The organism is Methylococcales bacterium (assembly GCA_030949405.1).
In the GTDB taxonomy this organism is placed as follows: domain Bacteria; phylum Pseudomonadota; class Gammaproteobacteria; order Methylococcales; family Methylomonadaceae; genus WTBX01.
Map to the genome: position 1 here is coordinate 93,312 of JAUZSN010000002.1, position 15,295 is coordinate 108,606.

Annotated in this window: 16 protein-coding genes and 1 pseudogene; 6 read left to right on the forward strand and 11 right to left on the reverse strand. The window is 36.1% G+C overall.

The annotated features are described in order from the left end of the window. Positions 1 to 149: 149 nt before the first annotated feature. Positions 150 to 1,007 carry a transposase gene (locus Q9M50_00545; protein MDQ7089128.1) on the forward strand — a complete coding sequence of 286 codons (858 nt, stop codon included), beginning with the start codon at positions 150 to 152 and terminating at the stop codon, positions 1,005 to 1,007. A gap of 100 nt (positions 1,008 to 1,107) precedes the next feature. Here Q9M50_00545 and Q9M50_00550 read toward each other — a convergent pair whose 3' ends face one another. After that, on the reverse strand, positions 1,108 to 1,389 hold the full coding sequence (locus tag Q9M50_00550) for a hypothetical protein (GenBank protein MDQ7089129.1): 282 nt from the start codon (positions 1,387 to 1,389) through the stop codon (positions 1,108 to 1,110). Positions 1,390 to 1,793: 404 nt separating this feature from the next. Further along, positions 1,794 to 1,952: a hypothetical protein gene (locus Q9M50_00555; GenBank protein MDQ7089130.1), complete on the reverse strand. Its 159-nt coding sequence runs from the start codon at positions 1,950 to 1,952 to the stop codon at positions 1,794 to 1,796. Positions 1,953 to 2,022: 70 nt separating this feature from the next. On the opposite strand from Q9M50_00555, the gene Q9M50_00560 reads away from it, so the two are divergent. Then, the gene (locus Q9M50_00560; protein MDQ7089131.1) at positions 2,023 to 2,160 is read left to right on the forward strand and encodes a hypothetical protein; all 138 of its coding nucleotides are present in this window, start codon (positions 2,023 to 2,025) and stop codon (positions 2,158 to 2,160) included. Positions 2,161 to 2,281: 121 nt separating this feature from the next. Here the strand turns inward: Q9M50_00560 and Q9M50_00565 are convergent, their stop codons facing one another. Both Q9M50_00565 and Q9M50_00570 read right to left on the reverse strand, forming a co-directional pair. Beyond that, on the reverse strand, positions 2,282 to 4,000 hold the full coding sequence (locus tag Q9M50_00565) for a DNA cytosine methyltransferase (protein MDQ7089132.1): 1,719 nt from the start codon (positions 3,998 to 4,000) through the stop codon (positions 2,282 to 2,284). Between the two features lies 1 nt (position 4,001). After that, entirely contained in the window at positions 4,002 to 4,910 is a 909-nt protein-coding gene (locus tag Q9M50_00570; GenBank protein ID MDQ7089133.1) for a Bpu10I family restriction endonuclease, read from the reverse strand. Positions 4,911 to 5,085: 175 nt separating this feature from the next. Here Q9M50_00570 and Q9M50_00575 point away from each other — a divergent pair, with 175 nt between their 5' ends. Next, positions 5,086 to 5,316 (forward strand): hypothetical protein, encoded by a 231-nt coding sequence (locus Q9M50_00575; GenBank protein MDQ7089134.1) that lies wholly within the window; start codon positions 5,086 to 5,088, stop codon positions 5,314 to 5,316. A gap of 363 nt (positions 5,317 to 5,679) precedes the next feature. Here the strand turns inward: Q9M50_00575 and Q9M50_00580 are convergent. Together Q9M50_00580 and Q9M50_00585 are read right to left on the reverse strand one after the other, a co-directional pair. Further along, positions 5,680 to 6,111: pseudogene (locus Q9M50_00580) on the reverse strand (transposase family protein). A gap of 26 nt (positions 6,112 to 6,137) precedes the next feature. Then, complete coding sequence (locus tag Q9M50_00585) at positions 6,138 to 6,608, reverse strand: transposase family protein (protein MDQ7089135.1); 471 nt, start codon at positions 6,606 to 6,608, stop codon at positions 6,138 to 6,140. Positions 6,609 to 6,902: 294 nt separating this feature from the next. Here Q9M50_00585 and Q9M50_00590 point away from each other — a divergent pair, with 294 nt between their 5' ends. The 3 genes from Q9M50_00590 (at position 6,903) to Q9M50_00600 (ending at position 9,977) form a co-directional block, all read left to right on the forward strand. Next, a complete protein-coding gene (locus tag Q9M50_00590; GenBank protein MDQ7089136.1) occupies positions 6,903 to 8,048 on the forward strand; it encodes a N(5)-(carboxyethyl)ornithine synthase in 1,146 nt (381 codons plus the stop codon). Between the two features lie 856 nt (positions 8,049 to 8,904). Next, complete coding sequence (locus tag Q9M50_00595) at positions 8,905 to 9,201, forward strand: protoglobin domain-containing protein (protein ID MDQ7089137.1); 297 nt, start codon at positions 8,905 to 8,907, stop codon at positions 9,199 to 9,201. Next, positions 9,198 to 9,977, forward strand: coding sequence for a GGDEF domain-containing protein (locus Q9M50_00600; protein ID MDQ7089138.1), 780 nt, complete (start codon positions 9,198 to 9,200; stop codon positions 9,975 to 9,977). The genes Q9M50_00595 and Q9M50_00600 overlap by 4 nt, the downstream gene beginning before the upstream one ends. Positions 9,978 to 10,307: 330 nt before the next feature. On the opposite strand, the gene rnhB is transcribed toward Q9M50_00600, so the two are convergent. The 5 genes from rnhB to bamA all read right to left on the reverse strand — a co-directional run bounded on the left by rnhB (position 10,308) and on the right by bamA (position 15,222). Next, positions 10,308 to 10,865 (reverse strand): ribonuclease HII, encoded by a 558-nt coding sequence (gene rnhB, locus Q9M50_00605; GenBank protein MDQ7089139.1) that lies wholly within the window; start codon positions 10,863 to 10,865, stop codon positions 10,308 to 10,310. Between the two features lie 2 nt (positions 10,866 to 10,867). After that, on the reverse strand, positions 10,868 to 11,638 hold the full coding sequence (gene lpxA, locus Q9M50_00610) for an acyl-ACP--UDP-N-acetylglucosamine O-acyltransferase (GenBank protein MDQ7089140.1): 771 nt from the start codon (positions 11,636 to 11,638) through the stop codon (positions 10,868 to 10,870). A 2-nt stretch (positions 11,639 to 11,640) separates the two neighbouring features. After that, positions 11,641 to 12,087 (reverse strand): 3-hydroxyacyl-ACP dehydratase FabZ, encoded by a 447-nt coding sequence (gene fabZ / locus Q9M50_00615; GenBank protein MDQ7089141.1) that lies wholly within the window; start codon positions 12,085 to 12,087, stop codon positions 11,641 to 11,643. Between the two features lie 295 nt (positions 12,088 to 12,382). Next, entirely contained in the window at positions 12,383 to 12,877 is a 495-nt protein-coding gene (locus tag Q9M50_00620; protein MDQ7089142.1) for an OmpH family outer membrane protein, read from the reverse strand. A gap of 110 nt (positions 12,878 to 12,987) precedes the next feature. Continuing rightward, positions 12,988 to 15,222, reverse strand: a complete 2,235-nt coding sequence (gene bamA / locus Q9M50_00625) for an outer membrane protein assembly factor BamA (GenBank protein ID MDQ7089143.1) — start codon at positions 15,220 to 15,222, stop codon at positions 12,988 to 12,990. Positions 15,223 to 15,295 lie beyond the last annotated feature (73 nt).

Sequence of the window (15,295 nt, forward strand, 5' to 3'; positions counted from 1 at the left end):
TGCATTACCAATGTGTCTGCAATACTTCGGACAGTTTTAAAAGTAGAGGAAATCTTCAATTCATAGGAAAATGTAGTTTCTAAAGCAACAATTTCCTGAAAAGAAGATTTCCATGCAACTAATAGAAACGATTTTAGAAAAAATGTCTAGTGGTTCTAAACCACCGTTACAATGAGTTATCAGAAAAAACCTATCGTCGATGGTTTAATAAAAAGTTAGATTTTCTTAAATTTAATCAGGTAGGTAATAATGAAATTCTTTCAACGTCGGGACAAAAAATAGCGGCTTTAGAGTGTAGCTTTGTTAACAAAAGTGGTGAAAAAACTTACGGTTTAGCTAAGTTTTGGGATTCTAAACAAAAGTTTACTCATGGCGTGATCGCTAAAGGTTACCATCAAATTGGAAAATTACGTTGTGATGCTAATTTACGTTTACTCTACGAAGGCGTGCAAAAAGAAAAAGGTCGCCATAAATGTTATGACAGTAAGTGGATTGTGGGTGAGACGAGAAAATTAGAATTAGCAGGTAAACAGGGTGGTGTTAAGATTTATACAGCAATCGTTAATTCTGTCTCATTGAAATGTAATATTCGCATCGCTTATTTAGTTAAAACAACGTCACAAGGTACACGTTATGCCTTGTTGTTTTCAACAGATACAGAGATTGATGCAATGACACTTTATAATTATTACAAGGCACGGTTTCAGATTGAATTTCTATTTCGTGATGCTAAACAATTTACAGGACTTTGTGATTGCCAAGCACGTTCTGAACCTGCTTTACACAGCCATTTTAAGGCACGTTTTACTACGCTAAATTTGATCAAATGGCATGACCGACTTTTAAGTCCTAAACGAAAACCAATTTCAATCGGTAGCTGGAAGACTAGATTTTTCAATGAGTTATCGATTGAACGTATTTTATTAAACTCTGGGGTAGACCTGAGTTTAATAAAATGCTCTTCTCAATACGAGGAGCTTTGTAGCTTCGGGGTTATCTCGCATTAAAACTGTCCGAAGTGTTGCCATCTCTAACTATTCCTGTACTACTTGTATAGGCTGGTAAGATTATTGATAAAAAAATTACAATTCTTATTTTATTTTCCATTTAATTTAATTCGTAGCTTGCGTAACTATTCCACTCACTTGCTGCTTCTTCTGCTGCATTTAAATGTTCTTGAGCCTCATCATTTTGTTCTTCAATAAAATCTTCAATACATTGTTTGTATTGTTCGACGTTGCTTTTAAAACTTTCTAGTTCATATTCGTCCTCAAATTCATAAGGTTTAGATGGTTTTGAGCAAGAATGGGAGGGAGAGTAACTATCCGCAAATCCTAAAGAATTAAAACCAAGACTATATACAAGTACGATAAATATTATTTTCCTCATTACTTTTTTCCCTTATTCTTCTAACGCCCAAATCACTTGACCGTAAAAAGGGGCGGAAATTTTGCGATAGCAAAAATTTGTGACGCTTTTTACGGTCAAGTGGATTTGATTGTGTACGCCCAGCATGGGCATGAACTAATGAGGTGCAAGTCCTCTGTAGGAAAACCAACTTAGCATCCATTTGTAGGCTAAGTATAACTACTAGCCGAGGGTAATTGCAACATTGCGAAGTGTTGTGAGAAGGAAACCTAAGTGCAAAACGACAAGCCTACGAACAGAAATATCATATTAGGCGTAGTCTCTGAGGTGAGTTGGCACAAGACAACGAAACCCAAGGTTTGTGAGATAACGTAAATGATGAGGTTGTGGCGTGACAGTTCATGTTCTTATCTGGGGAGGTCTGCTTAACAGGCAGTCGATAAGAAACCTGTAAAAGGCGCAGGGTTAGAAAATGTCTTGGCTTTTTGGAATCCATCAACCAAAGAGAGCGAATGTGATGGAAAATCGACGGCGGTCAATTCAGTAATGGATTGATTGTTTAAGCAGAAGTCAGCAGAAGCCATAGTAATCAAACGCCCATCGTAATGGTTGGGACACGGTGAAGGGCTGAATATTAACCAAAAGGTAAGAGGAATGTTTAACTTGAAGAAGCCCTATTTTCCGACAGGAAAAGGTCATCGTCAGCGTGAAAACATAACCCCAACCTTTGATGAAAACTTGTCTAAACGACAAGGGCTATTCTATGTAAGTAATAGCTGGATTAAGTGTTAGTAACACTGGGTTAATGAACCGCCCTGTGCGGATCCGCACGCAGGATGGTGTGGGGGCTGAGGGTGAGATACCCTTGGCTACCCGATTAGCATGCTTTTAGCTTTAAAATTATAATTACTTATTATGCTTTCCTTTTAATCATCAAATTAAACTTTTTACGGAGAGCCTCAACTTCTATTGGCATTTCAACTATTTGAAACCCTCTTACAGGACGACCAGTCCTCTCATTGGTCATTTTATTATTTACATTAACAAAATTAGATTCTTCCAATATTTCAGAAACATAGTGTGCTACTTGTGTGGGGAAAGAGCCAAATTTTCGTAAATGATAATCTAACCCATTGTCATAGCCTTTTTTTGACAACGAATCAAACCCGTCTTTACTTATTAAAAAAGGAATACTACCCTTGTGAGATGCATAAGGTATCTTTTTAGAATCACATAACTCACATTCCTCACTACTTGCTATTATGAGAGCTAATGGGAAGTATGCGAGTGGAATATTAACCCCTTTATATTCATGGTATTTATTTCTAGGGTCGAGTTCTATCAAATTCGCACCTACTTTATTAAAAAATGAAATGTCTGCCAACGCATATTGTTTCTGATACTCAAAGCTCTCCTCATTTCCATTAACTACAGGTGTTACTCTTTTTACAACTGTAGGGTATTTAAATTTACTTCTGTCAATATCAGAAAGAGATTTTACACAAGATTTCCCAAGTTCCTTAGCTAATAAGGGACATATTGCATTTCCAATTTGATTGTATTGAGATAAGTTTTTCTCCCAACTCATGCATGTTCTTTTACCTTTAAATATGTAACTATCTGGAAAAGACATGAGTCTAGCAGCCTCCCTAGCAGTCAAGTTTCTATTTTTATATGGGTGTAAAAAAGTAGATTGAAAACTTGCTGGTATAGCAAGACATACTTTGTTTGGATCGAGTCTTTGGTTGTTGCTTTTATATGGTTTTAAACTTGTTTCCCCCGTATACTTTACCTTTTGTCCATTTTCATTAGGAACATCTTTTAACGATTGACCCGGTTTGATTTTTGAGAATCGCTCAATTAACCTCTTCGTATGCTTCATTGCAACATGATTTGTTATTCCATTTGATTGTTCTCGCATTTCATGCTGATATTGGTTTTGAGCTTCAAATTCATATGATACTAAAGAATCTTTACCTTCAGATGCTTCAATCTGAGGTAAATCAGAGATAGCCTCCCAGACAGTTATTTTATTTTTATGCTCATCAGGAAATAATGATGACTGTCTTAGTTCCGAGGTATGAGTAGGGCTTGGAAATTTAAACTTAATGCCTTCAAAATATGCAACTATAAAAGCTCTTTTTCTTGATTGTGGCACTCCATAATTAGAACTATCCAACAGTGTAGATTCTACACAATACCCTAATTCTTCAAATTTTAGGCGGATTATATCAAGCGCAGTTACACCAAATGAAAGTTTCTTAGTAAAAAGTTGAGGAACATTTTCTATTATACAAATGTACGGTTTTTTAAGTTCTGCAACTCTCAAAAAATGAAGAAATAAATTATTTCGCGGATCATCAATACCATACTGTGATGGCCCCGCTACAGAAAAACCTTGGCAGGGGGGGCCGCCAACTAAAACATCTATTTCTGGAAGCGCCAGAATTTCATTATCTGAAATCTTGGTTATATCTCTATTTACAACAGTACATGTCAAATTATTTGCTAGTGTTTCACAAGCCCACTCATCTATTTCTATTGCGAATGACTCCTTTAGACCTGCAGCTCTCAACCCAACTGAATAACCTCCAGCTCCTGCAAAAACATCACCAAATCTTACTGTTTTCATATCAGAAATAACCTCTATCTAGAACTTCTTGCACATCAAGTTCTGTGGTTTCTGGAAAACATGCCTGAATATGGTTAACAATTCTCATAAATGAATCAACTCTATACGGATGTTCTTCTAGATATTTTTTATACTCACTAGCTACTTGTATCCTAGATGTTGAATTTGAAAATTTTGATCTAATATTTGAATTTAACCTTTTAGCTTTGCGTAATAATATGACCTCATCAATATGGGTTCTTTTTGAATCAATTGGTGGCATATCTAACCATTCTACGAGTAAAAGATAAACTGCACCTGAGACATTATTTTTAAGCTCTCTAGAAGTTGCTGAAGCTTCTTGAAACATTGTTTTATCTAGGTTTGTTTTTATCTCACCAACTATAAACCCAACATTAATATCACTTTCGAAAACATTATTTGAATATGTGGGAGATGTCGATGCTTTGATATGTACTTTTTTTGAGATAGAAAAATCTTGATCCTTTCCTTTAAGAAAAACTCCCCCAGAATTTAAAAGCAAATGACTTTCTCCAAATGAAAGTCCAGCAAAACATTTCCTTGGCCCAACATCCAAGCCTTCATAATTTTTTAATGATGGGACTAGCCTTGAATCAGCTAATCTAGGTAAAAACTCCTCTAATATTGTATTATCTAGCTTTAATTGACCCTTTTGGCGATATAGAAAATCTTGTTTGCTGCAAAAAATCAGTTTGAATTCTATAAAAAATTTATATTCATTTAATAGCTCAATCATTCTTTCAAGAAGTTCATTACCTTCTAGGTCAATAGCATCTAGTTTTTTAATCCACTCGTCATATTCCTCAATAGCTTTATGTACCATCGGTAAGTCTTCAGGTGGTAGCTTTGGGTTATCTAATAAGGCGTTAAGTTTATATTTATGAATCATACCTATTCTCGATTGGTTTCGTGATATTAAAATGAGTCCAACTATAATTATTACAAGAAAGACTCTTAACAATACAATTTTAACATAGGCTGCCTTTAGAAGGATTTACCAACTATTTTTATTGAATTTTCTCTGATAAATTAATGTTTTTCGGTAGCTAAAAAAAGCAGGAATCATGATTAAAAAAACAAGGGGTCAGCCAGCTAAAAACAAAAAACAAGCAAAAAACAAGGGGTCAGCCAGCTCAAAAAACAAGGGGTCCAAAAAACAACAAAAAACAAGGGGTCCAAAAAACAACAAAAAACAAGGGGTCAGCCAAAACAAGGGGTCAGCCAGCTTGATTTTTCGGCCTTCACAAAAAACAAGGGGTCAGCCAGCTTTGGAAACAAGGGGTCAGCCAGCTTGATTTTAGCCAGCTTGATTTTGTGTTGTTGTGTTTTTTTTAGTCATTAACCCATGATACTAAAATATGGCAGCTAGCCTCGCTCCATAGTGTCCCGTTTTAAGTTGGTAGCCAATGAATCAATAATTCAGTCGTTAGAGTCACTTTATTTTTCTAGTTTCTTGTCTATTTAATGCCACTAACTGTGATTCATTCAGTTCTTCAATGCTCATACTCCAATCCTTGAGTTATAAAGATTCTTTCCAGTTCAGTGACTTTATTATGACGACTCTCTTTTTAATAAGCCCGTAGGTTTTATCTATTTCTTATTCATTATCGTCTAAAACCTGAATAAAGCATTCATTAGACTTGTTCTTTAAGAAGAAGTTAATATATCATGTTAAAATTCCATAGGATAGCCGCTAAAAAAGAAAATAAATCTTTTACACCTTCTTTTTTATTTCTAAACTTGTCAACTAGGCATCTATATCTTTTCATTCCACCGATTACATGCTCAACAATGACTCTTTCACGACTCATCTCTTTGTTTTCTTTTTTTTGATTTTCAGTTAATGTTGGGTTTGGATTATGCTTAGATTTATTTGGTTTTTTATGAGGAATATTTACCGAATTAGTTTTATATTCATTATTAAACCCCAAATAACCTAAATCAATAAATATATTAAAATTACTAAACCAATTTAATTCTGGATTAAATTCTTTTTTAAACATTCCATAATCATGATTTTTACCTGGAAAACTAACCCCAATATATAAAATTAAATGACCTAAAGAAGCTATAGTGGTATTTTTAATTGTATGCTGTTTTTTTTACCACTGTAAAATTAATTTTGTTCTTCATAGTCACTAGGGCGTTGTACAGCACGCTCTGTAGCATCTATTATCAATGTTTGAACTCCGCCAAAAGCCTGCTGCATTTCTTCAGGGGTTGAAAAACTTGTTGCAGGTAAAACATTAAATATATCTAACGTCTTTATTAAAATTGGAAATAATTTGTATACATGAGTATGGGCGCATGATTTATTCATATTAAAAGAAAACCCTAAGTGATCGAAAGTAGAATAACACTTCATATAATTTAATATAAATAATAATTTGTCTGCGGGTGTTTTTAATGTGCTATCTAAACCACTACCGTATTTTCTTTCTTTATTTTCATGTTTTTCTTTTTGATCTTCAATAAGGGTCTTTTCAAATAGAGATAATAGTAAAATAAAATGTTCTGTTTTTAATCCTGTTAAAGCTCTTAACTGTCTATCATCATAAATTCTTGGTAAAATTTCTTTTATTTTCATGTTATACTTTGATTTTTATTTTTTATAGAAATTTATTATAAAGCTTATTTATTATTTTTAATAATTTAATTTAAAGTTTATTTATTAGGCTGTATCAACTGATTGTGAGTGTTATCAAGTATATATAAGCAATTGATTTTAATATATTTTATTTAGAAGAACAAGTCTATTATGATAAAGTAGAGCATAAACAAGCGGGCCTATTGGCGAAGCTAATCATTCGCTCATGAAGTCACACGTATTTATTTGTTTAATCAAAAGGACTCAACATCAATAAATTTAAAATAGGAGTCATTGGGACTTCAAAAAAAAGTAGATGAACGTAGGTTTCCAATACACCCAGAACATTTACAGCGCATTCCTGAAGCACTTCGTCGTCAGATGATATTTGAAGTGGGTTATGGAACACCCTTCGGTATTTCTGACTCTGAAATTGCGGCTCAGACAGGTGGCATAGCCACACGCCATGAATTATTGGCCGATATTGGCACGGTTATTATTAACAAGCCCGTATTAGCTGATTTACAGGAACTTCGCGAAGGAGGCACACTTTGGGGCTATGTCCATTGTGTGCAGCAATGGGATATTACTCAAGCAGCCATTGATCGCAAATTAACACTTATTGCCTTTGAGGATATGAATGTTTGGTCTCCTGATGGTCGTATTCGTCGTCACACATTCTCTAAGAATAATGAAATGGCTGGCTATTGCGCTGTAATACATGCCTTGCAACTTAAAGGTATTGATGGATATTATGGTAATCAACGCAAAATAATCCTATTTGGTTTTGGTGCCGTCAGTCGTGGTGCAATATACGCTCTTAAGGCACATGGGTTTAGAGATATTACAATCTGCATTCAACGCCCCAATCATACAGTGAACAAAGAGATACTTGATTGTAACTATGTCAGAATTAGGGCGGGTAATGAAGGAGAGGCTCGTATGCTGGTGGTGGAACAGGATGGAACGGTGCATCCACTGACTGACCTGATTAGTGAAGCAGATATCATCGTAAACGGAACCTTTCAAAATACAGAAAACCCTACCGACTTTGTTACCGAGGCGGAAAGCTCATACCTTAAGCCCAATGGCCTGATTATTGATGTCAGTTGTGATGAGGGAATGGGATTCTTTTTTGCCAAGCCAACTACATTTAAGCATCCAATGTTTAAATATGAAACCACAGATTACTACGCTGTGGATCACACGCCTAGCTATTTATGGGAAAGTGCAACACGATCAATCTCTGCGGCTCTCATTGTTTATTTACCGACGGTGTTTGCAGGCCCTGATGGTTGGCAAAAAAATCAGACTATTCAAAAGGCTATCAATATTAATGGTGGCGTGATTCAGACCCCCTCTATTCTATCGTTTCAGAAGCGTGAGTTGAACTATCCCCACGCCCCCCATCAATGCAATCGAAAATACTGTCTCGAATAAAGTTGATGTCTAATAACCTGTAAACCCAGATGTATTTTTCTTTCGCTACGCTCTTTATAAATCCGCTAGTTACGGCCGCGTTACATTTTAAAATATAATTATTGAAATAAATCAAGTTGGTCAGAATTGTTGAAATTAAGACGCTATAAACCAAAAATAAATAAAGTCAATAACTTCAATCCTTAATTCCAACAATACTAGCCCGTTGATTTAAGAGATAATGGGACTTAGGAATAAGCACGAATTAAATCATGCAACTTAAATTTATAAGCCTTGAGTTATCAACGTGTTTGAATGAAGTTACCGAGGTTATTTGATCCACGTTTCTTAGGTAACTCGACATAAAATGATAGCCCAGTAAGTTGAGAATTTTTCTGTTCGTCCTGAGCGTGTCGAAGGATGAACGGAAAAACTTGATGATGAGAATAACGTATTAAGGTAAGTTATTTTTTGCGAGCTACCTTACACTATTTCATACGCAAACCAATATAAATGACTTAAATACCATCTAGCCAGCGATCGTACGAGTTCATTTTCGACCACCCTAAACTATTTTAGCTCACACTTACCGTCTCTTTAATTTGTTCTTGATGACGGTGGTTACGGGGCTATCAGAACTAAGACACTCCCTGCGGATTGATTCTTTTGACTGTTCATATTACCAACCACAGGTTACCTATTTACACAAAAAAATTATTCTTAAGACACATTATGGTAGGATTGTATCGCGAAATATAAACTATTAACACGTTGATTATAAATGGTTAATAGATCTCTAACTCGTAACATCAGACCGCCGAAAAATCACGCGAATGGCTGCACGTTATTTTCATGGTTAGGTCAATAAGGAATCAAAATGAAACGCACTGAAAAAACACTGCTAGAGCAAATGAAAATTAGTGATGTTGAGATTTCTCGACGCATGGAGTTGCTTGGACTTAAAAAAGAATTACTAAATCAATTAGCTAACCATAAACTGTTTATTGAAGACAATATTGATGCCATTGTAGATGAATTTTATGAAAAGCAAACTGAGATAGAAGAAATATCCTTACTGATTGGAGATGCGGATACCTTATTTCGTTTACGCACTGCACAGCACATCATTATATCCTTGATCTATTCTCTGGAAATTATGATGCTGAATATGTGAACAATAGATTAAGAATTGGTATGGTACATAAACGAATTGGAGTAGAACCCAAACTTTATTTATCCGCTGTAAGCACGCTAAAAGACCTGCTCGTCAAGGTACTAAAAACAAAAACCAATAACCATGAAACGTTAGAAGTAACATTAAGCGCCTTAGACAAACTTCTCTATTTTGACACGACCCTTGTATTTGATACCTACATTGGTAGTTTAGTGGGTGAAATAGAATCCGCTAAAAATAGAACCGAAGTTTATGCGACAAGTTTAGAAGAAAAAGTCGCCGAAAGAACAGTCCAACTAGAAGAGCTGGCTAAACTTGACCCGCTTACAAACATATACAATCAGCGAGCCATGCAGGATTTTCTTAGAAAGGAATTAGTTGCTGCAAAAAGGCGGCAAACAAAACTATGCTTAGTTTATTTTGATGTCGATAATTTTAAAAAAATCAATGATGATTTTGGACATATAAAAGGAGATGAAGTACTTCAGTTTATAGGAAAATCTCTAGGTGAAAGTATTAGAGAGGGGGATACACCGTGTCGATATGGAGGCGATGAATTCTGTGTCATACTTCCAGAATGTAATCTTGAAAATGCTAATGCGGTATGTAAAAAAATAATTAATAAATTTACCGATAGATACCCTGATTTATCGATTAGCATAGGGATAGCAGAAACAGGAACTAAAAATTATGTAGACAGTAAAGCCCTTATTAAAAGTGCAGATGAAAAAATGTATATTGCAAAAAAAGAAAGAGGTTCTCAAATAAGCATTTAAGCATGAAAAGCAGTTACCAACTAAAGACAAGCCACTATGGAGCAAGGCTTAACCTCAACTTATCCCCGTCTTAAGCTGGTAGCCCGATAGAGCGACCCCTTTTTAAGATGGGACACTAATGAAGCGAGACTTAACCGTTCGTCCTGAGCCCAGTCGAAGGGCGGACAGTTAAGCCGTCTTAAGTTGGTATCCCTCATGAGTTAAGGCTAACCAATTGACTCTATCAAAATAAAAAGCACGTATGGAATAAACAGTTTTCCTTTAGAAATAAATATCGTCTCTAAAAAAATGGCTTGTATTCAAGCCAGAAAACAACCTTAAATAACCACGTTATAACAGTTTTTTAACGGGTGAAAAGGATTTTCGATGTAAATCGGTTACCCCAAGCTCTTGTAATTTTTGCTGATGTAATTGAGTCGAATAACCTTTATGTTGGACAAAGGCATAACCTGGATAAAGCTGTTCTAATACCTGCATTTCACTATCACGATGAACTTTAGCAATAATGGAGGCCGCAGATATTTCAGCTTCGGTTAAATCGCCTTTAACAATCGTCTCGCCTGCACACGCGATGGGCGGATATTGATTACCATCTACTTTTACCCAGTCAGGATTAATACTCAGTGCATTAAACGCCCGCTGCATGGCTAATAAGGAAGCCTGTAAAATATTAATATTATCAATTTCACACGGTTCAGCCCGTCCAATTGACCACGCCAACGCATCCCGCTTAATGAGTTTAGCTAAAGCCTGACGACGTTTTTCCGTTAATTTTTTAGAGTCCGTTAAGCCTGCAATAGGTTTATCGGGGTCTAAAATAACGGCGGCGGCCACCACAGCACCGACTAAACACCCGCGCCCGACTTCATCAATTCCCGCTATAATCATCGTTACCTAAGCAACCCACGCGTTACATTGCGTAAAAAACTAACCATCATTGAAATTTCATCACTTTCGCCTGCTAAGTCTTCAATTTCTTCAATCGCATCTTCTAAACGAAAATTACTTTTATACAAAATTTTATAGGCTTTACGAATTTTTCTAATCACTTCAGGTGAAACACCATTTCGCTCCATTCCTACCGAGTTAATTCCATGGGGACGGGTAGGTCGGCCTCCCACCATCACAAAGGGGGGAATGTCTTGCGTAACTGCACTTCCCATGGCGGAAAAGCTGTATTCACCAATTTGTGTAAACTGATGAACCAAGGTAAAGCCGCCGAGTATCGCATGATTACCCAAGCGCACATGGCCTGCTAACGATGCGCCATTCGCCATGATGACATGATTATCTACAATACAGTCATGCGCAACATGCGTATAAGCCATCAGTAAATTATCATTGCCAATTTTCGTCAGGCTATGATCTTGTACCGTTCCTCTGTGAAGGGTACTAAATTCACGGATAATATTTCGGTCACCAATTTGAAGCTGTGTAACCTCGTTAGCATATTTCCTATCTTGCGGGTCTTCACCGATAGAAGAAAATTGATAAATTTTATTATCTTTACCAATTTTTGTAGGCCCTTTAATGACTACGTGTGAACCAATAACGGTGCCTGTTTCTATTTGCACATCCCCTGCAATTACTGAAAAAGGACCGATCTGTACGTTATCGGCTATTTCAGCCTTAACATCAATAACTGCTTTAGAATCAATCAAAACTAATCGACCGCTGCCGCACACATAATGTTCGCACTGGCAACAAACTCACCGTCTACTTCGGCACGACATGCAAATGACCAAATATTACGTTTTCGACGAAGATAAGTAATTTCTAACATTAATTGATCCCCTGGTGAAACACGTCGTTTAAAACGCGCTTTATCAATGCCTGCTAAATAATAGGTCATCCCTTTACCCAATTTTTCAGGTTCGGTCGCTGAGGCTAATAACCCCGTCCCTTGTGCTAGTGCTTCTAAAATTAAAACACCGGGCATAATAGGTTCTTTTGGAAAATGACCTTGAAAGAAAGGTTCATTATACGTTACATTTTTTAACCCTAATAACCTTACATTAGGTTCACATTCTAAAACACGGTCTACCAATAAAAAAGGGTATCTATGGGGTAAAAATTCTTGAATTTGTAAATTATCTAGCTGTCCAGCCATAGTGTGATCTACTTATAGTATTAGGAATGAAAATTATTCAATAACTTTTTAAACGATAAAAGCGTGAAGTTAAGTACTTAGAAATGAAAAGTTAATAAAAACCGAATCTTTGTTATAAAATTTATAGGGCTACCTGCCTAGGGTGGGCTAAACCCACTCTACGCACTATAAGTTTTTAAAATCAGTAAAATTTCATCCTTAAACCTACCTTAAGTATGATAATAGCATCAGCTATTTCAGATAAAAATTAACCCGCTTATCGCTCAATATACGTTTAAATTTAATGTTCGGCTATTTAAAACTTTGAAAGTTTTTCTTGTACACGTGCAGTCACATCAATTTCAGGTTTGGCATGAATTACGCCATCGGTAAGTAACAAATCATAATCATCTTCGCGTGCAATTTCTTTAATGGCTTCAACAATCCGTTTTTGTAATTTACCTAACTCTTCATTACGACGTAAACTAAAATCTTCCCCAAACTCCTGCTGAGCGCGTTTTGCTTCACGTTTCTTAGAAATAATTTCTTTTTCAAGATTTTTTTTCTTAGACGCATTCATGACACTGCTATCTTTCGCCAGTTTTTCTTCTAAACGTTTAATATCATTAATTTGTGAGGCTAACTGTTTATCTCTAGGAGAAAATTCTGTTTCTAAGCGTTTTTTAGCTTCTTCTGCCTGAGGAACTTTTTTTAAAACCTCTGCTATGTTAACGAAGCCTACTTTTAATTCTGCATAGCTGACATTTAGGGTAAACATCAACGCTAAAAACAATACTATTTTATTTTTCATAATTAAATTTATCTCCAGTATTTCTGATTTTTACAATTATTATAAAGTTGTAAACGGTTTAATTTAGGGTAATTATAGGGGAAAAAGTAAGGGAACTAAAAGCGATTATTTTAAAATCCTGAACCAAATGAAAATTGAAACATTTGTTCTTCATCCCTGTCGCCTGAGTTTAACGGTTTAGCAACACTCACAGATAAAGCACCAAAAGGAGACAACCATTCGCCTGATAAGCCCACAGAATAGCGCATATCTCCGACATCAAAACCATTGGTTACGGTACCTGCATCAAAGAAAGCACCTAACCTAACAGAACGAAGGTCGTCGAAAAAGGGAACAGGGAATAACAGTTCAGCATTACCAATAATTTTACCTGATCCTCCAAAAGGATCATTTCTTGAATCCCGAGGTCCAAGTGTATTGTCATTAAAGCCGCGTATAGAACGGACCCCGCCAGCAAAGAAATGTTCAAAAAAGGGTAAACTATCCGTATCGCCATAACCATCACCATAGGCTAAATCCGCATTAACCCGAAAGGTAAAGTCTTTTGACAAGGGGAAAAAGTGCTGATGCTTATAACTCAGTTTGTAATACTCTAAATCACTTCCTGGAACGGTGGCTAACGCCGACAAACGTTGCTGACCGCCTTCCGTTGGAAAAACAGCTCGATTCAAGGTATCGTGTGTCCAGCCCACTGAAAGGGATAAGGTGAGGTATTTATTACCATTTTTATTAATAAAATCTAAAATTTCAGTCGATGAAAATGATGACACCTTCAATTTTGTATGACGCAAATCAATATTAAAACGTAAGCGATCATTTTCATTAAGAGGTAAACCAAAATTTAAACTGCTATTAATCACATCGGTTGAATAACGGGAAATATTAGCCTTTTCCGCATCGCGTGCGCGATAGCCAATGTCATAGCCTAAACTGACACCGTCTAAGGTAAAATAAGGATCATAATAGCCAAAGCGGTATTGGGTACTAATGTCACTGTTATTAAAGGCTAAATTAATACGCTTACCCGACCCAAAAATATTATCTTGTGAAACATTGGCATTAAAAATAAGCCCACTGGTTTGTGAAAAACCCACCCCTGCCGATAAATTACCCGACGCTTTTTCAACCACACTGTAATTGACATCAATTTGATCTGCCGCACCCACGACGGGGGGCGTTTCAACATCCACTGTTTCAAAATAGCCTAAACGATTTAAGCGGGCTTTAGAGCGTTCTATTTGCTTTGTTGATGCCCATGACGATTCCATTTGTCGCATTTCTCGCCGAACCACTTCATCACGAGTTTTATCATTTCCCGTAATATTGACATGGCGAACATAAATTCGTTTACCAGGATCAATAAAAAAAGTCATTTCAACGGTTTTTAAGCTTTCATCAATTTCAGGGACCATATTAACATTGGCAAAAACATAGCCCTCATCCCCTAGCCTATCTGAAATATTTTTAGAGGTTAGGGTTGCATTTTTTCGTGAAAAAATTTCACCCGGTCCCAGTTTAACTAATTCAATTAATTCTTCAGGCGGCACAATTAGATTACCCGCTAGTTTAACTTTACTTAAGGTAAAAACATCGCCTTCTTTAACGTTGACCGTGACATACATTTCTTTTTTATCAGGTGTCATCGAAATTTGTGATGATTCAATCGTAAAATTAATATAGCCCCGATCAAGATAATATGAGGTTAAGCGTTCTAAATCAGCCGAAAGTTTTTGCTTTCCATATTGATCATCTTTTGTATAAAAAGACAATAAATTAGTGGTACTCAGTTCAAAACTTTTTAACAAGATTTCACTGTCAAAACTATGATTACCGACAATATTAATTTGTTTTATTTTTGCCGCTTGTCCTTCCGAAATTTCAATATGAACGCCGATACGGTTACGGGTTAATTTAGACACACTGGTCTTAATTTTAACCCCATATTTACCTTGGCTAAAGTATTGACGACGTAATTCTTGTTCTATTTTATCTAATATCTGAGGGCTAAAAACTTTTCCTTCCGCAAATCCTTGGGAAGACAGGGCTTTGGTTAACTCTTCTGATTTTAAATCTTCATTACCTTCAAAAATAATTTTAGCAATCGTTGGATGCTCTTTTACCCTAACAATTAAGGCATTTCCTTCTCTTTCCAACAACACATCTTTAAAAAAACCCGTCTTAAATAAAGCCCGAATCGCCAAACCGACATCATCTAAAGAGAACGTTTCACCCACTTTAACAGGGAGATAACTATAAACCGTCCCGACAGGGGTTCTTTGCAAGCCTTTGACTTGAATATCATCAACAATAAAGCTTTCTGCCGCATAAGTCACGGGAGAGACCATTAGCGTGGTCAATAATAAGGGGGAAATAAGAGAATGTTTCACAAAATTACCAAAGTGGAAAGAACAAGCACAG